The 17460-nt window shown below is 66.7% G+C and carries 16 protein-coding genes; 10 read left to right on the forward strand and 6 right to left on the reverse strand.

Annotated elements, in window-relative coordinates:
* Positions 1-138: 138 nt before the first annotated feature.
* Together SM191_RS08660 and SM191_RS08665 are read right to left on the reverse strand one after the other, a co-directional pair.
* Positions 139-1509 carry a putative O-glycosylation ligase, exosortase A system-associated gene (locus SM191_RS08660; RefSeq protein ID WP_341505834.1) on the reverse strand — a complete coding sequence of 457 codons (1371 nt, stop codon included), beginning with the start codon at positions 1507-1509 and terminating at the stop codon, positions 139-141.
* Positions 1502-1654 carry a hypothetical protein gene (locus SM191_RS08665; protein WP_306999169.1) on the reverse strand — a complete coding sequence of 51 codons (153 nt, stop codon included), beginning with the start codon at positions 1652-1654 and terminating at the stop codon, positions 1502-1504. Before SM191_RS08665 ends, SM191_RS08660 begins: the two co-directional genes overlap by 8 nt.
* A gap of 96 nt (positions 1655-1750) precedes the next feature.
* On the opposite strand from SM191_RS08665, the gene SM191_RS08670 reads away from it, so the two are divergent.
* The 3 genes from SM191_RS08670 (at position 1751) to SM191_RS08680 (ending at position 4274) form a co-directional block, all read left to right on the forward strand.
* Positions 1751-2974 carry a TIGR04063 family PEP-CTERM/XrtA system glycosyltransferase gene (locus SM191_RS08670; protein ID WP_341505835.1) on the forward strand — a complete coding sequence of 408 codons (1224 nt, stop codon included), beginning with the start codon at positions 1751-1753 and terminating at the stop codon, positions 2972-2974.
* Entirely contained in the window at positions 2971-3669 is a 699-nt protein-coding gene (locus tag SM191_RS08675) for a hypothetical protein (RefSeq protein ID WP_341505837.1), read from the forward strand. The genes SM191_RS08670 and SM191_RS08675 overlap by 4 nt, the downstream gene beginning before the upstream one ends.
* Positions 3670-3761: 92 nt before the next feature.
* Entirely contained in the window at positions 3762-4274 is a 513-nt protein-coding gene (locus SM191_RS08680) for a hypothetical protein (protein ID WP_341505838.1), read from the forward strand.
* 369 nt (positions 4275-4643) lie between these two features.
* Here the strand turns inward: SM191_RS08680 and acnA are convergent, their stop codons facing one another.
* Positions 4644-7331, reverse strand: coding sequence for an aconitate hydratase AcnA (acnA, locus tag SM191_RS08685; protein WP_341505839.1), 2688 nt, complete (start codon positions 7329-7331; stop codon positions 4644-4646).
* 373 nt (positions 7332-7704) lie between these two features.
* Between acnA and SM191_RS08690 the strand changes: the two genes are divergently transcribed.
* From SM191_RS08690 to phaP, 6 genes are all read left to right on the forward strand, one after another.
* Positions 7705-7905, forward strand: a complete 201-nt coding sequence (locus tag SM191_RS08690; protein ID WP_306999177.1) for a hypothetical protein — start codon at positions 7705-7707, stop codon at positions 7903-7905.
* A gap of 151 nt (positions 7906-8056) precedes the next feature.
* Entirely contained in the window at positions 8057-8605 is a 549-nt protein-coding gene (locus SM191_RS08695) for a helix-turn-helix domain-containing protein (RefSeq protein WP_306999179.1), read from the forward strand.
* 61 nt (positions 8606-8666) lie between these two features.
* The gene (locus SM191_RS08700; RefSeq protein WP_341505840.1) at positions 8667-9002 is read left to right on the forward strand and encodes a hypothetical protein; all 336 of its coding nucleotides are present in this window, start codon (positions 8667-8669) and stop codon (positions 9000-9002) included.
* A gap of 51 nt (positions 9003-9053) precedes the next feature.
* Positions 9054-9521 carry a hypothetical protein gene (locus SM191_RS08705; RefSeq protein WP_341505841.1) on the forward strand — a complete coding sequence of 156 codons (468 nt, stop codon included), beginning with the start codon at positions 9054-9056 and terminating at the stop codon, positions 9519-9521.
* The gene (locus tag SM191_RS08710) at positions 9511-9969 is read left to right on the forward strand and encodes a hypothetical protein (RefSeq protein ID WP_341505842.1); all 459 of its coding nucleotides are present in this window, start codon (positions 9511-9513) and stop codon (positions 9967-9969) included. Before SM191_RS08705 ends, SM191_RS08710 begins: the two co-directional genes overlap by 11 nt.
* An 86-nt stretch (positions 9970-10055) precedes the next feature.
* Complete coding sequence (gene phaP, locus SM191_RS08715) at positions 10056-10427, forward strand: phasin family protein (protein ID WP_306999187.1); 372 nt, start codon at positions 10056-10058, stop codon at positions 10425-10427.
* 61 nt (positions 10428-10488) lie between these two features.
* Here the strand turns inward: phaP and SM191_RS08720 are convergent, their stop codons facing one another.
* The 3 genes from SM191_RS08720 to SM191_RS08730 are packed head-to-tail and all read right to left on the reverse strand — an operon-like array spanning position 10489 to position 16473.
* Positions 10489-12051 (reverse strand): efflux transporter outer membrane subunit, encoded by a 1563-nt coding sequence (locus SM191_RS08720; RefSeq protein WP_341505843.1) that lies wholly within the window; start codon positions 12049-12051, stop codon positions 10489-10491.
* A complete protein-coding gene (locus SM191_RS08725; protein WP_341505844.1) occupies positions 12051-15281 on the reverse strand; it encodes an efflux RND transporter permease subunit in 3231 nt (1076 codons plus the stop codon). The genes SM191_RS08720 and SM191_RS08725 overlap by 1 nt, the downstream gene beginning before the upstream one ends.
* Positions 15282-15288: 7 nt before the next feature.
* On the reverse strand, positions 15289-16473 hold the full coding sequence (locus SM191_RS08730) for an efflux RND transporter periplasmic adaptor subunit (RefSeq protein ID WP_445949836.1): 1185 nt from the start codon (positions 16471-16473) through the stop codon (positions 15289-15291).
* 267 nt (positions 16474-16740) lie between these two features.
* Here SM191_RS08730 and rpiA point away from each other — a divergent pair, with 267 nt between their 5' ends.
* Positions 16741-17412, forward strand: coding sequence for a ribose-5-phosphate isomerase RpiA (rpiA, locus tag SM191_RS08735; protein WP_341505846.1), 672 nt, complete (start codon positions 16741-16743; stop codon positions 17410-17412).
* Positions 17413-17460: the final 48 nt, after the last annotated feature.

Consider the following 17460-nt stretch of genomic DNA (forward strand, 5'->3'; position numbering starts at 1 on the left):
CTTGCCGCTGGCTGAGCCGGGGCGATCCTGCCCCTCCAAACCGGCCAGCCAAAGCTGACCAAGGCCCGTACCGGATCCCTGCAGCGAAAGCCTCGCCCAAATCCTCTGTCACAAATGAGCCGTTTCGCAGAGGAATCCTTAAAGGGGAGGAACAGTGCTCGGCCTTAGCGGGCGGTTGCCAAGCACCGCCTTCTGCCGCCCCTCGCGCGTGCGTCGCGCCAGATAGGTGTCGAGCCCGATCTGCGCCGCCATCAACTGATAGAGGAAGGGATTGAACGCGATCCCGACGAACGCCCCGCCCAGCAGATAGATCAGATGCGCATGCTGGAGCGCGCCCGCCAGTTGCCCGCCCCAGTGAAGCGGATCGTCCGCCTTGCGATAGCGACGGCGTAGCGACTCCATCCGCAACAGCCCGGCGATATTGATGCCCAGCCACAGGAACAGGCCCGGCCAACCCTGCTCGCCCAGCATTTCGAAATAGCTGGAATGATAGGCGCGGGCACGGTCGGTGGTGACCTTCTGCTCCACCTTGCTGTCATGCGCCGATCCCCGGACGGTCGTGATGTCGTAGCGCAGGCTGTTCTGGAGATAGGCGTTGAACCCGCCGCCGAACGGATTGGAGCTGACATAGTCGAGCGTCCATTTCCACACGGCCAGCCGGGTCGAGGCGGACTCGTCCCCCTGATAGGTGCGGATGGTGTTCATCCGTTCGGTATAGGAGGCGGGGAGCAGCGGCACGACCGCCATCCCCGCCACCACCAGCGCGCCGATATAGAGCAGGCGGCGCTTCACATCGCGCAACATCAGGACCGCCAGCAGGCCGATGCACAACAATCCCGTCCGTGCCGAGGTACCGACCGGGATCAGCAGGCAGGCGAAGATCAGCCCCAGGCCGAACGCCCGCACCCGCCAGTCGGGCGGGAAGATGGTGCCATGCTTCATCAGCCACAGGATGACCGGGATGGCCGCCACCGCGACCGCCGAGATGATGCTGCCCTCGTACAATCCGGTATTGTTGACCACCATCAGGTTCAGCTCGCCATAGCCGCCCCCGGAGAACAGCGTCTTGATCCCCCCGACGATGACGATCGAGGACAGCGACAGGATCATGAACAGCAGCAGCGCCTCGACCCGCAATCGCGTTCGCAGGGTCAGGGGCAGGAAGACGGCGAAGGCCAGCGCCTTCCACACCCAGTCCCATTTGTCCCTGGCCTCGACCGGAAAGTCCGCGCCAAAATAGGTGGTGATCGCGCAATAGATCAGCAGCAGCAGGATCGCCCCCTGCCGCGCGGTGAAGCGGCTGTCGCGCTTGTCGTCGGTCAGCGCCCATCCCCCCAGCGCGGCGACCACCGCGATCAGCGAGATCGGCACCGTGTTCAGCAGATAATAGGTCAGCCGCTGGGGCGAGACGATATCGATATAGATATAGGCCAGCACCATCAGGAACGGGCGTCGCAGCCCCATGGCGAACAGGCTGAACAGGAATCCGATCAGGAACAGGTCACGCATCGGGGCGCCGCCCCTGTGCGCGGAGCCGATCGACGCGGGAAGGGCGCTCCTCCCCCTCCTGGTCCAGATCGCGTCGGCCGAGCAGCCGCCATGCCGCGATCAGCATCAGGCCATGGGTGAGCAAAAGGGCAAAACTGTCGATCATCGCCCTTCTTTCCGTCCCAAAGCCGTCAACGTCCCCAGACGCTTATAAGCCGCCGGTTGACGCGGCGTTAAGGGGTGGCATGACAGGCACAACGTCATGCGTATCCTGCATATTCTCGATCATGGCCTGCCGCTGCAAAGCGGGTACAGCTTTCGCACCCGCGCGATCCTGAAGGCCCAGGAGGCGGCGGGGATGACCGTCGCCGCCGTCACCGGGCCGCGCCAGGGGGCGGGGAAGGGCGGTGTCGAGATGGTCGACGGCCTGACCTTCCACCGCACGCCGGTCCAGGGCGGCGGCGCGGGGCGGCGCGGCGTGATCGGCGAGGGGGCCGGGCTGGCGGCGCAGGTCCGCGCGATCGATTCGGCGGTGAAGGCGTTTCGCCCCGACGTCCTCCATGCTCATTCGCCGGTCCTCGACGCGCTGGCCGGGTGGGCGGTGGCGCGGCGGCGCGGCCTGCCGCTGGTCTATGAGATTCGCGCCTTTTGGGAGGATGCGGCGGTCGGCAACGGCACCGGGGTGGAGGGCAGCGCGCGCTACCGCGTCACTCGCGCCGTGGAAAGCTGGGCCTGTGCCCGCGCCGATGCGGTGGCGGTGATTTGCGAGGGGCTTCGCGGCGACCTGATCGCGCGGGGGATCGGGGCGGACAAGATCATCGTCTCGCCCAACGGCGTCGACCTGACCCTGTTCGGCCAGCCGGTGCCGCGCGACGCAGCGCTGGCGGCGGAATGGGGGCTGGAGGGGGCCGAGGTGATCGGCTTCATCGGCAGCTTCTATGACTATGAAGGGCTGGACGACCTGATCGCCGCCATGCCGCGCCTGGTCGCGGCGCGGCCCAAGGCACGACTGCTGCTGGTTGGCGGAGGACCCATGGAGGCGGCATTGCGCGCGCAGGCGGACGCCTCGCCAGTGGCGGATGCGATCCGCTTCGTCGGCCGCGTGCCGCATCAGGAGGTCGAGCGTTATTACGGACTGGTCGATGTGCTCGCCTATCCGCGCAAGAAGATGCGGCTGACCGACCTGGTCACCCCGCTCAAGCCGCTGGAGGCGATGGCGCAGGGACGACTCGTGGCGGCGTCGAATGTCGGTGGCCATCGCGAGCTGATCCGCGACGGGGTGACGGGCACGCTGTTCCCACCCGACGACCCGGCGGCGCTGGCCGATGCGCTGGCGGATCTGCTGGGCGATCGCGCGATCTGGGACGCCCGGCGGGCGGCGGGGCGAGCATTTGTCGAAAAGGAACGCGATTGGGCCTCGAATATTCGCCATTACGAACCTGTTTACCAGCGGCTATTACACAGGGCGTCGACGAACAGCCTATGACCTTCACCGCCACGCCCTCTCCCTATCGCTTCGCCCCCGCCCTGATCGGTGGGGCCGTCGGTGTGTTCCTCGCCCTTCTGGTGCTGATCGCGCCGGGCTGGCGGCTGGAGATGCTGGTGGCGCAACTGGGGCTGGCCGACCTCGTCTCCGCCGCGCAGCCGCCGCTGGGGATCAAGGCCCGGTTGCTGCTGGCCGGTGTCGCCGGGGTCGGCGGTGGTGCGGTGGTCTGGGCGATCGCCTATCTGCTCTGGGGGCCGGGCGGGCTGCTGGCGCGCAAGGCCCCGGTCGAGCGCGAGGATGACGAGGATTATGTGCCCTCGGTCCGCCGCTCCGACCGGCATCCCGACGCGCCGCCGCGCCGCCCGCTCCATGCCGCCGAACTGGGCGCACCGCCGCCCCCGGTGGAGGACGAGGTGATCGAGCGGACGCTGCCCGCCGATCTCGACCAGCCGCTGGCAGCCTATGACCCCGATGCCATCCTGACGACGCCGCGCGAACCGGTCCGCCCCTTCGCACCGCTGGATGCGGAGCCGTCCGCGCCGGAACCCATGCCGATCCCGCCGATGCGCGAGCCCGAGGCCGTCGACCAGGGGGCGGCGCTGCCGCGTCCCGACCGGGCGGAGGAATCGATCGAGGCGATGCTCGAACGGCTGGAGCGCGAAACCGCTTTGCGAAAGTCGCAACGCCCGCATTGAGCCGGGGCGTTCCACCAGGTTATGATCCCCACGCCCGTCGGAATGACGGGCCGACCCGGCGGACATCGCCGTGGCAAGCCGTGGGAGAGATCATGTTGCGAGCCATCATTCCGCTGGGCGTGGGCATCGCGCTGTTGTCCGGTTCCGTCGCGACGGCCAAACCGACCCGGAGTTATAGCTGGGGCAAACCCGGATCGTCGCGCGAACTGTTCGACAGCGGCAGTCGCGAATGCATGCTCAAGGCGGCGCGGCGGGATGTGGCCGGGGACGATGAGGCCAAGAAATATGTTCGCGGCTTCGAGGTGCTCGAACGCGAGAACAACATGCCGTCGGCGGGAAACGACTCCGTATTCGACAAGAGCGAACGGCAGGTCATGCTGCGGCGCATGTACCGCCCCGACCAGCATGTCGATGCTTTGCAGGCCCAGCTTCAGGATGAGGTGAATGGCTGTCTCGTCCGGTCGGGCTATACCCGCTTCGCGCTGACCAGGGATCAGGAACGCATTCTCAAGCGGCTCCGTCCGGGATCGGAGGAGCGGAAAGCCTATCTCTATACCCTGGGGAGCGACGCCCGGATCGTCGAGGCGCAGAAGGTCGCCGACTGACCCATTCCTCCCTGCGCGACAGCGCGGGGAGGGGGACCGCCGCGAAGCGGTGGTGGAGGGGCGAGGCGGCCTGCCCCACCACCACGCCCTGACGGGCGCGGTCCCCCTCCCCAAGCATGGCTTGGGGAGGATTGAGGGCATCACGGATCCGAAGCCGCCCCTCCCCTTCGGAAGAGGGGTCGGGGTGGGGCCTTTCAAAGAGCCGTGCGCTGGCGGATGCGCCCCACCCCCCGGCCCCTCCCCTGAAGGAGAGGGGGATCAAGTGCATGTCTCCTGCTGCAACGTATGAAAAAGCCCGCCCGGATCGCTCCGGACGGACTTTTTCCTACTCCAAAGGGCGAGCATCGGGCTCACCCTCGGGAAAGCCGCTTACGCCGCCAGGTTGCGCAGCACGTATTGCAGGATGCCGCCGTTCAGGAAATATTCCAGTTCGTTGACGGTATCGATGCGGCACTTGGTCAGGAAGGTCTCGGTCGAGCCGTCCTTGCGGGCCAGGATCACCTCGACATCCTGACGCGGACGGAGACCCGCCACGCCCTGGATGGTGAAGGTCTCGCTGCCGTCGAGCTTCAGCGTCTCGCGGGTCACGCCCTCGGCGAACTGAAGCGGCAACACGCCCATGCCGACCAGGTTCGAGCGGTGGATACGCTCGAAGCTCTCGGTGATGACCGCGCGCACGCCCAGCAGGTTGGTGCCCTTCGCCGCCCAGTCGCGCGACGATCCGGTGCCATATTCCTTGCCCGCGACGATGACGAGCGGCGTGCCGTCGGCCTTGTGACGCATCGCGGCGTCATAGATCGGCATCACTTCGCCTTCATACCGGGTCATGCCGCCTTCGACACCCGGCACCATCTCGTTCTTGATGCGGATATTGGCGAAGGTGCCGCGCATCATCACGTCATGGTTGCCGCGACGCGCGCCATAGGAGTTGAAGTCCTTCTTGGCGACCTGATGCTCTTGCAGGAAGATGCCTGCCGGGCTGTCGGCCTTGATCGAACCGGCCGGGCTGATGTGGTCGGTGGTGATCGAGTCGCCCAGGATGGCGAGCGGCTTGGCCTCGATAATGTCGGTGACGGGCTTCGGCGTCATCTCCATGCCCTCGAAATAGGGCGGGTTGGCGACATAGGTCGAAGCGGCGGGCCAGGCATAGGTGTCGGATCCGGTCACCTCGATCGCCGACCACTTGGCGTCGCCCGCATAGACATTGCCGTAGCGCGAACGGAACATCTCGTCGTCGATGTTCGCATCCATCAGCGAACGGACTTCCTCGTTCGAGGGCCAGATGTCCTTGAGGTACACGTCCTGGCCGTCCTTGCCCTGGCCGATCGGCGTCTCGCGCATGTCCTGCGTGACGGTGCCCTTCAGCGCATAGGCCACCACCAGCGGCGGGCTGGCCAGGAAGTTGGCGCGCACGTCGGGCGACACGCGGCCCTCGAAGTTGCGGTTGCCCGACAACACGCTCGCGGCGACGATGTCGTTGCCGTTGATCGCCTTCGAGATCGGCTCGGCGAGCGGACCCGAATTGCCGATGCAGGTGGTGCAGCCATAGCCGACCAGGTTGAAGCCGATCGCGTCGAGATCGGCGGTCAGGCCCGCCTTGTCGAGATAATCGGTGACGACCTGCGAACCGGGGGCGAGCGAGGTCTTGACCCAGGGCTTGGGCTTCAGGCCCAGTGCGTTCGCCTTGCGCGCGACCAGACCGGCGGCGACTAGCACGCTCGGGTTCGAGGTGTTGGTGCAGCTTGTGATCGCGGCGATCACCACGTCGCCGTCGCCGATGTCATGGCCACGGTCATCGACCGCGACGCGCGCGGGGGCGTCCTTCTTGTACACCTTGGCGAGGTCGGCGTTGAACACGTCGTCCACCTCGGTGAGGACGACCTTGTCCTGCGGACGCTTCGGACCCGCCAGCGACGGCACGACCGTCGACATGTCGAGTTCCAGCGTGTCGGTGAAGACGGGGTCGGCGGCATCGTCATGACGCCAGAAGCCGTTGGCCTTGGCATAGGCCTCGACCAGCGCGACATTCTCGTCCGAACGCGCGGTGAGGCGCATATAGTCGAGCGTCTTGTCGTCCACGGGGAAGAAGCCACAGGTCGCGCCATATTCCGGCGCCATGTTGGCGATTGTCGCGCGGTCGGCGAGCGTCATCGACGACAGGCCGGGGCCGTAGAACTCGACGAAGCGGCCGACCACGCCCTTGGCGCGCAGCATCTGGGTGATGGTCAGCACCAGGTCGGTGGCGGTGATGCCTTCCTGAAGCTTGCCGGTCAGCTTGAAGCCGACGACCTCGGGGATCAGCATCGACACGGGCTGGCCCAGCATCGCGGCTTCCGCCTCGATCCCGCCGACGCCCCAGCCGAGCACGCCCAGGCCGTTGATCATCGTGGTGTGGCTGTCGGTGCCGACCAGCGTGTCCGGATAGGCGATGGTCGCACTGCCCTTGGCATGGTCGCCGGTTTCGGTCGAGGACCAGATGGCCTGGCCGATATATTCCAGATTCACCTGGTGGCAGATGCCGGTGCCCGGCGGAACCACCGAGAAATTGTCGAGCGCCTTCGATCCCCACTTCAGGAATTCATAGCGTTCCATGTTGCGCTGATATTCGAGGTCGACGTTATCCTCGAAGGCCTGCGGCGTGCCGAACTCGTCGACCATGACCGAGTGGTCGATGACGAGGTGGACGGGAACCTGCGGATTGATCTTGGCCGCATCGCCGCCCAGCTTGGTGATCGCGTCGCGCATCGCGGCGAGGTCGACCACGCACGGCACGCCGGTGAAGTCCTGCATCAGCACGCGGGCCGGGCGATACTGGATCTCGCGGTCCGAACGCTGGGTCTTCTGCCAGTCGACGATCGCCTGGATATCCTCGCGCGTGACGGTCTTGCCGTCCTCGAAGCGCAGCAGATTCTCCAGCAGCACCTTCATCGAGAAGGGCAGGCGGCTGATGTCGCCGAGCTGCTCGGAAGCCTTGGCGAGGCTGTAATAATCATAGCTCTTGCCGTCGACGGTCAGCGTCGAGCGGGTGTTCAGGCTGTCCTGGCCTATCGCAGTCATGGGCGTCCCTTCTTGGTCGAGCCGGGCACGCCCAGTGGGACACGGCAGCTTCAGCCGCGAGCAGGCGCGCCGGGGATAGATCCGGTTGACACGCGCGGCCTTAGCAATGGGTTGCCTCAGAGGGAAGGGTGTGCGCGTGCGAAAGCCCGACGAAACGGAGGCAAGGCGGATCGACTGTCCCGGTGCCCGGTCGCAAGTGCCGAAAATGCGTGGAACAGGCACGCCGAATGACGGGTTCAGCCATCATGAATGGAGTTCGGACGATGCGCGGCCTGAAAGTGACACGATTTCCTATGCCTGCGCCGTGTCAAAATGCCGCGTGCCGCGAAAGCACGCTCGGGCGGAACGGCCAGGCCCCGATAGGACGATGCCAATGACGCGCGATCGGCCGCCGGCGCCGCGCCGCCCCGATCCGATCGTCGCGGTCGGCCTGCTGACCCAGCGCGACCTCGACGTGCTGGGCTCCGGCTTCCGCCGGTCCTTTCCGGTGGAGGAGGACGCCGCCTTCGACGATCTGCTCCGCGCGCTCGATTCGATCGAGGCCATCAAGATGCCGGGCAAGTCCGGCTCATAAGTTTTCGACAGAATCGTTAAATCGATTAACCTTGTTTCTCAGTAGTTCGAACGCGCCCGGAACGGACGCGGAAGCGCTTGGCGACGACCCTTAGTCGCGGCTAGGGCGTCGTCATGCCTGGACGGATCCTCCGGCGTGGCCGGAAAACGAGATGACCCCCGAACGTTTCGCCCTTCTTACCCGTCGCCACCGCCAATGCCTGCGTGGCGTGAAAGCACTCATGGGGTCCAAGGAAATCGCCGCCGAACTGGGCTTGGGCAAATCCACGGTCGACAGCTATCTGGCGGAGGCGGTGCGCCTTCTGGGCGCGCGCAACCGGCGTGAGGCGGCGTTGGCGCTGGCCGAGTTCGAGGCCCAGGATTCCGACCAAGATACGGAAAAGCCTTCGGAAACCGACCCCAGTAAAATCATACCCGATTCTATGGGGCTGTCGTCCGAACCGAACCCCGTGCCAAGGCCGACCGCACCGGATGGGAGTACGGTCGGTGGGGCGGTGCAGGACGGCCATGTCCACGCATCGCCCCGCTTGCCCCTGCCTTTCCGGCGGCGAGGCCAGCTTCGCAACGACATGACGGTGGCCGAAAGGCTGTTATGGGTTTCCGTGATCGCCATCGCGCTCGCCGTCGGATTCGGCATGCTGGCGACGGGGCTGGACGTGATGGCCCGCGTCATCGGTCGGATGTCGCACCTTGCCGGTTGAACATGATTCGCCGCGCCCCCCTATCCGGGGTGCGGGATTCGGGAACGGGTTGAGGCGCGCGATGACGACAGGGCATGACGCGGGGGGCCAGGTGGCTCGCCTGTTGGGGCAGCTGGAAAATGATCTGGACGCCGCCTTCGCGACGGCGGGCGCGCTGGCGGCGGCGTTGCCCCAGGGGCGGGCGGAGGCCCGGCTGTCGGCGGTCGTCGGGCAACATGCGCTCGAATTGCTGAACCGGGCGGCGCAGACGATCGGTCAGGGCGGCGATCATATCGTGCAGAGCCCCCGCACTGGGGAAAAGCCGGGTTTCGATGCGGACGATCATGGCGACGACCGCGCCAGGCGACGCGAATCGACGGGCCTTGATGTCCGGACGCCCCCGCGCGTCGCGGCCTGAGGATCACAGCGGCGAGATGCCCAATTCCGCCTCATCCCTGCGGCGCACGCCGTGATTCACGTCTATATCTTCAACATTCTACAGGCCGTGGTATGCCTCTACGCGTTGCTGCGCGGCGGGCGGCCCGAGCGATGGACCGCGATCATGTTGTTCGTCGCCTCGGTGGCGACCTACCTCGTCCCTTTCGACCCGGCGACCAGCTTTCGTTCGGTCGATATGGCGGGGTTGGTCATCGACCTGGCGCTGATGGCCGGATTGGTGGTCGTGGCGGCTGTGGCCAATCGGTTCTGGCCTTTGTGGCTGGCGGCGCTGCATCTGCTGGCCATCGGCGTCCATGGGGTGCGCGGCCTCGATCCGGGGCTGATGCCGTGGATGTATGCGGTGGCGGCGGGCAAGCTGGCCTATCCGATGATCCTGGTGCTGGCACTGGGCGTGATGCGGCACCAGCGGCGACTGGCGCTGTACGGGCACGACCCGGACTGGAGCCTGCCGTGGCGGGAGCCGCGCGATGACGTCTGACCTGCGCCTGCTCCACTGGCCGGAGGAGGATCGCGCCAGCTTTACCCAGTTCACCGCCGTCATGACCGACGTTCAGGTGCGGATCCAGGCGATTTCGGGCGAGGCGGGCGGCGTGCCCGTGCCGCGCCCGCCCCGTGTGCCGACCCCGCGCGAATGCGCCGCGATGATCCTTCGCCATCGTCGGCACGTCCGGGCTATGGCGGGCCCCGATGGCGACCTGTTCGGCGATCCCGCCTGGGAGATCGTGCTGGCCGTGTATGTCGCGCAACACCTGCAAGGGGATGCAGCCATATTGGACGCGGCGGGCTTGCCGGGCGACGGCGTGGCGGGCACGCGGTGGATCGACCTGCTGATCGCGCGCGACTGGATCGAGCGGTCCGAAGACGGTCGCCTCAGCGCCACGGCCAAGTGCCGGGCGATCCTGGAAGCTTATTTCCAGCGGCTGTGATCGAAAGGCGGCCCGGCCGGAAGCCGTGCAACTCTCGGGGGCCCCAAGGGTTCAATTCGAACGGTAACGGGCAAGGAGATCATGACATGGCCGACGAATTCGGAAATGGCGGCGGTGCGGGTGCCATCGGCGGCGATATGGGCGCTGGCGCCTTTACCGACCGGATGAAGGGCGCGGGCGAAGCGATGCAAGCTTCGGGTCAGAAGATCGCGGAAGGCGGATCGGCCGTGACGCTCAAGATGCTGGATCAGGCGGAAACCAATGCACGCGAAGCCTTTTCGGCGATGCGCGCGGCGGCCTCCGCCAAGGACCTGTCCGATGTGATGCGCATCCAGACCGATTTCCTGCGGGAACAGGGCACCCGCTCCATGTCGCAGGCGCGCGAGATCGGCGAGATGATCGTCCAGTTCGGGCGTGACGCGGTCGGAGCGGTTCGGTCCAGGCAGGACCAGGGGTAAGGCATTCTGACTTCCACCCCTCCCTCTCCCGTAAGGAGAGGGAGGGGGTGATGGTGGTGGATTACTGCCCCGCGCCGAGCGCCACCGGGCCGTTCGGCGTGGTCTCCAGCAGCGAATCGCCGCCGAGCACGCGGTAGAGCGACACCCGGTTGCTCGCCTCGACCAGCTGAGTCGCGATCACGGTTCGCTGCGCCGAATAGAGCGAACGCTGCGCGTCCAATGTGTTGAGGAAGGGCGTCACCCCGCCGCGATAGCTCGCCTCGGTCAGGCGATAGGTGTCGGCGGCGGCATCCAGGAAGCGGCGATTGGCCCCCAGCTGGTCCGCGATCGTCCCCTGCCGCGCCAAGGCGTCGGCGGTTTCCTGAAAGGCGGTCTGGATCGCCTTTTCATAGGTTGCCAGCGCCGCATCGCGCTGCGCCTCCGAATATTGGACGTTCGCGACCCCGGCCCCGGCCTGGAAGATCGGATAGCTGACGGCGGGTGCGACCGAATAGTTGAAGCTGCCCCCTGAGAAGAGCGAGGACAGCGCGGTGCTGGCGAAGCCGACCAGCCCGGTCAGCGAGATCCGCGGGAACAACGCCGCCCGCGCCGCCCCAATCTGGCCATTGGCGGCGCGCAGCAGATATTCGGCCTGCACCACATCCGGGCGGCGCAGGAGGATCCCTGAATCGAGCCCGGCGGGCAGGGTTGCGACGGTGGGGGCCGCCTCCTCGATCGAGCGGGGGAGAAGCGCCGTATCGATCGGCGCGCCGACCAGCAGTTGCAGCGCGTTGATGTCCTGCGCGACGGCGGTCTTCTGTTGCGCCAGATCGGCCTGGGCGGTCGCCAGCACCTGCTCGGCCTGACGCAGGTCGGTACGCGGAGCGATCCCACCGGTCAGCCGCGCGCGGGTCAGCGTGACGCTGCGCTCGGCATTGGCGGCGGTCTGCTGCGCGATGGCGAGCAGGCTCTGGTCCGCGCCATAGGTCAGCCAGGCATCGGCGATGTCGCCCACCAGCGTCAGCCGGGTCGCGCGGGCGGCGGCCTCGGTCGCGAAATAGCGATCGAGCGCCGCGCCGGTCAGCGAACGGATACGCCCGAACAGGTCCAGCTCGAACGCGGTCGTGCCCAGATTGACCGACCAGGCGCTGCCCGAACCGTTCGCGCCGGTGACGATCGTGCCGCCGGTGCCGCCGGTGCCAGTGCCGGTGCCGCCGGTCCCAGTGCCCGTGCCCGTCCCGCCCGTGCCGGTTCCCGTGCCGCCATTGCCGACCGCCTGGCTGCCCGCACCGCCCGAACCGCGATCGGTATAGCTGTAGCGGCCCGTCGCATCGATCTGCGGGAACAGGCTGCCGCGCTGGATGCGATATTGCGCGCGGGTGGACGCGATATTGGCGGCGGCGACGCGCAGGTCGCGATTGTTGGCCAGCGCCTGCACGATCAGTTGCTGCAACCGGGCGTCGCGGAACACGTCGCTATAGCGCACCGTCGGCAGCGCCGCCTCCGACTGGCGGAGATAGGCGTCGCCGACCGGCCAGGAGGGCGGCACCGGCGTGGCGGGGCGCTCGTACTTCGGCGCCATCGAGCAGGCCGACAGCGCGGTCGCGGCCAGCAGCATGGCGGGGAGCGGGGACAGGATACGCATCAGGCCTTCTCCGCCTCGGGTGCGTCGGGTGCCGGGCGATGCCCCGCGCCATGCTCGCTCATCGGCTTGCCCCGCAGCCGGGCCAGGCCGTTGCGGACCGACCGGCGGACCAGCACGAAGAACAGCGGGATGTAGAAGATCGCCAGCACCGTCGCGGTCAGCATGCCCCCAATCACGGCGGTGCCGATCGCGATACGGCTGTTCGCCCCCGCACCGGTCGAGATCGCCAGCGGCAACACGCCGAAGATGAAGGCGAAGCTGGTCATCAGGATCGGGCGAAGACGAATCTTGGCGGCCTCCAGCGCGGCGTCGATCACGCGCTTGCCCTGTTTCTCCGCCTGTTCGGCGAACTCGATCATCAGGATGGCGTTCTTCGCCGCCAGCCCCATCGTCGTGAGCAACCCGATCTGGAGATAGACGTCGTTGGTCAGCCCGCGCAAAGTGACGAACGCCACCGCCCCGATCAACCCGAGCGGAATGACCAGCAGCACCGCGAACGGGATCGACCAGCTTTCATAGAGCGCGGCCAGGCACAGGAACACGACCAGGATCGACAGGCCGTAGAGGATCGGGGCCTGTCCGCCAGACAAACGCTCCTGATAGGACAGCCCCGCCCAGGCGATCGAGGTGCCGGGGATTTGCGCGGCCAATTCGGTCATCCGCTGCATCGCGTCGCCCGAGCTATAGCCCGGTGCGGCAGACCCCTGGAATTCATAGGACGGGATGCCGTTGAAGCGCGACAGCGTGGTCGGGGCCACGCCCCAGTTGATCGTCGAGAAGGAGGAGAAGGGGGCCATCTGGCCGCTCGACCCGCGCACGAACCATTGCTTCAGGTCTTCGGGCTCGCTCCGATAGGGGGCATCGCCCTGGACGAAGACGCGCTTCACGCGGCCACGGTCGATGAAGTCGTTGACATATTGCCCGCCCCAGGCGGTCGACAGGGTCGAATTCACCTGTTGCTGGGTCAGGCCCAGCGCCGACAGCTTCTGCTGGTCGAGGTCGACGCGCAGGGTCGCGATATCGGGCAGTTCGGTCAGGCGGACCGAGGCCAGCTTGGGATCGGCATTGGCCTTGGCGAGCAATTCGTCACGGATCGCCTCGAACTTCTCCAGCGACATGCCCGAGATGTTCTGCAACTCCATGGTGAAGCCGTCCGACTGGCCGAGACCCCGGATGGCGGGCGGAACGAGCGCGAAGACCTGCGCGTCGCGCAAGCCCCGGAATGCGGCGGAGGCGCGACCCGTAATAGCGTCGGCGCTGTTTTCCTTGCCCTTGCGGTCGGCCCAATCGACGAAGTTGATGAAGCCCTGGCCGGTATTCTGGCCGCTGGTGCCGCCACCGCCGCCGCCCGAGACGGTGAAGAGCACCTGGACGTTCTTGCCTTCGTTCTGGGCGAAATATTGCTCGACGCGTCGCTGGATCTCCATCGTCCGCCCCTGTGTCGCGCCGGCGGGCAGGCGGAACTGGATGATCGCCGAACCCTGATCCTCGGTCGGCAGGAAGCCGGTGGGCAGGCGCAGGAACAGGATCGCCAGTAGCGCGACGACGCCGACATAGATCAGCAGGAACAGCCATTTGCGGTCGACCACGGTGCGCACGGCGGAGGTGTATTTCTCCACCGTCCAGTCGAAACGCGAATTGAACCCGTCCTTGGCGCGTTGCAGCCCATGCGCCACGCGCGGGAATTTGCGGTCGAGCCAGGCGCCTTCCTCTCCCTCCTTGGCCTTCTGCTTGAGCAGGCTGGCGGTGAGGGCGGGGGACAGGATGATCGCGACCGCGACCGACAGGATCATCGCCGAGACGATCGTGATCGAGAACTGGCGATAGATGACGCCGGTCGACCCGCCGAAGAACGCCATCGGCAGGAACACCGCCGACAGGACCAGCGCGATCGCGATCAGCGCGACGGTGATCTCGTTCATCGACTCGATCGTCGCCTCGCGCGGGGTCATGTCGGGATTTTCGTCGAGCAGGCGCTCGACATTCTCCACGACCACGATCGCATCGTCGACCAGCAGGCCGATGGCGAGCACCAGCCCGAACAAGGTCAAGGTGTTGATCGAGAATCCCGCCAGATAGAAGATCGCGAAGGTGCCCAGCAGTACGACCGGCACCGCGATCGTCGGGATCAGCGTCGCGCGCCAGCTTTGCAGGAAGACGAACATAACGATGACGACGAGGATGATCGCCTCGATCAGCGTCTTGACCACCTCGTCGATCGACAGCTTGATGAAGGCGGTCGTGTCATTGGCATAGGCGATCTTCAGGCCGGGCGGGAAGGTCTTGGCGACGCGGGTGATTTCCGCCTTGACCAGTTCGGCGGTCTTCAGCGCGTCGGCGCCGGGGGCCATCAGCACGGCGATACCCGCGCCGGGATGCTGGTTGATCCGGCTGACGGCGGCATAGCTTTCCGCGCCCAGCTCGATCCGCGCCACGTCGGACAGCTTGACGGTCGCGCCGTTGTTCAGCGTCTTGATGATGATCTCGCGGAACTGCTCGGGCGTCTGGAGCCGCGACTGCGAGGTGACGGTGGCGTTCAGCATCTGCGTGCTGGCCGACGGCGTGCCGCCGACTTCGCCCGCCGCGACTTCGGTATTCTGGTTCTGGATCGCGGTGACCACGTCCGAGGGCATCAACTGATAGGAGGCCAGCCGCTCCGGGTTCAGCCAGATGCGCATCGCATATTGCGAGCCGAAGACGTTGGTGTCGCCCACGCCCTGGATACGGCCCAGCGGGTCTTGCAGGTTGGAGACGAGATAGTCGGAGACGTCCTGGTTCGTCATCCGGTTCGTCTCGTCATAGACGCCTGCGATCAGCAGGAAGTCGGGGTTCGACTTGCGGACGACCAGACCCTGTTGCTGCACCTGTTGCGGCAGGCGTGCGACCGATTGCTGGACCTGGTTCTGGACCTGCACCTGCGCGATATCGGGGTCGGTGCCCTTTGCGAAGGTCGCGGTGATCGTCACCGAGCCACGGCTGGACGAGGAGGACTGGAAATAGAGCAGCCCGTCGATGCCGGTCAGTTGCTGCTCGATGACCTGGGTGACCGAGTTCTGCAACGTCTGGGCGGACGCGCCGGGGAAGGTGGCGCGGATCGACACCTGGGGCGGCGCGACGTCGGGATATTGCGCGATGGGCAGGCCCATGATCGCGCCGACGCCCGCCAGCATGACGATGATGGCAAGGACCCAGGCGAAGATGGGACGATCGATGAAGACGCGGCTGAGCATGGTCCGGTCAGCCCGCCTTGCTCTTGGCGGCCTGCATCTTCTTCAACTGCTCGGGCGAGGGGGGCTGGACCTTTTGCGGACTGTCGGCGGGGACCGCCTTCACGCTCTGGCCCGCGCGCAGATTGGCGAGGCCCTGGGTCACGATCCGGTCGCCGGGTTTCAGGCCATCGGTGACGACCCAGTTGGTCCCTTGCGTCCGCTCGGCCTTGACCGTCCGCTGCTGGACCTTGCTGTCCTGGCCGACGACGAACAACGTCGCATTGCCCTTGGGGTCGCGGGCGATCGCCTGTTGCGGGACCAGATAGGCACCCGTGTCGATCGCCTGGGCGAAGCGCGCGCGCACGAACATGCCGGGCAGCAACAGTCCTTGCGGATTGGGGAAGCGCGCGCGCAGCGTGACGGTGCCGGTCTGCGGATCGACCACGGCTTCGGCGAACTCGACGGTGCCGGTTTGCCCGTAATCGGTCCCGTCCTCCAGCCGCAGCGTCACGCGCGCGCTGGCGGGGATCAGGCCGTCGCGCGCCGACAGGCTGCGGCGGAGCGAGAGCAGGTCGGCGGCGGATTGCTGGATATCGACGAAGATCGGGTCCAGCCGCTGGATCTGCGCCAGCGGATCGGTCTGGCTGGCACTGACCAGCGCGCCCACGGTGAACAGCGAGCGGCCGATCCGCCCGGTGATGGGGGCGGGGACGGTGGTGAATTGCAGGTTGACCCGTGCGGTTTCCAGCGCGGCGCGGGTCTGCGCCACCTGGGCGGCGGCTTGGCGGGCGGAGGCCTGGGCGTTGGTATAGTCCTGCTTCGAGATGGCCTCGATCTGCGCGAGCGGGCGATAGCGTTCGGCGAGTGTTCGCGTCGCCTCCGCATTGGCCTGCGCGCTTTGCAGGTTGGCAGCGGCCTGGTTGACCGAGGCGCGGTAGAGCCGCGGGTCGATCTCGTAGAGCGGCTGGCCGCGCTTCACCAGCGAGCCTTCGGTGAAGAAGCGGCGGCGGATGACGCCGGTCACCTGCGGGCGCACGTCGGAGCTTTCGAAGGCCGTGGTCCGCGCGGCCAGTTCGGTGATGATCGGCGCGTTGGTCGGCTGGACGGTGACGAAGCCGACGGTCGGCGTCTGCTGCTGTCCGCCCGCGCGCGCCTTGGCCGTGCCGCCTTTTTCGCCGCCACATGCCGACAAGGTCGCCAGCGCCAGGACCATGGCCGTACCGGCAAGCGCCCGGCGCCCGCGAAAGCCTGGAAAGTTCAAATCGTCCACCTGCCTGAAATGCCGAGCGGGAGCCCGGCTCGCGCCTCAATGCGTGATCCGGGCAAACGTTGCTGTCTTATGTCAAATTGCACGAGGCGGAGCCGAAAAGGCAAGCGATGATGGCCTAAATCCCCATGCCTTAATTGTCGCAATTTGTCGCGTTGCGGCGAATCCCGTCATGTGGGAGCCTTTGGGGTTCTGGAGCATTTTTGTAAGGAAATGAAGGATCGGGACGCCGATAAGCACCTCGCCGCCGCTGCCGCGGTGCGGGAGGTATGCGACGATATGCTGGTGGGCCTGGGGACCGGCTCGACCGCCGCGCACGCCATTGCGGCGCTGGCCGAACGGAATCTGCGGATCGAGACGGTCGCCACCTCCCTCGCGAGCGCCAATCTGGCCGAGTCGCTGGGTCTGCGAGTGCGCGACTTCGCCGAGGTGTCGCGGGTCGATCTGGCGATCGACGGCGCGGATGCGATCGACGCGCGGCTGTATGCGGTAAAGGGGGCGGGCGGGGCGATGCTGCGTGAGAAGGTCGTCGCCGACGCCGCCGACCGGATGATCGTGATCGCCGATGGCTCGAAGCGGGTGGCGCGGCTGGGCGGAACGCCGCTTCCCGTCGAGATACTGCCCTTCGCCAAAAGCTATGTCACCGCGCGACTGAAGGATTTTTTCGTCCATATGGTCGAGCGCCCCGACTATCGGACCGACAATGGCAATATCGTCATCGACGGCCATGGCTGGGACGATTCCTCGCTCCCGACCCTCGCCGATTCTCTGGTAGCGATACCAGGAATTGTCGGGCATGGTCTGTTCCTGCGCGAAATCGATGCCGCCTATATTGCGGATAACGGGATCGTTACCCGGCTGGAACGGGGGGCGAACCCGCGCTAAGGCCGCTCACGCATGGCAACCAGAGCGGGCGCGGACGCGTTCGATCGC

This window comes from Sphingomonas sp. 2378, from assembly GCF_038084995.1.
Taxonomy (GTDB): domain Bacteria; phylum Pseudomonadota; class Alphaproteobacteria; order Sphingomonadales; family Sphingomonadaceae; genus Sphingomonas.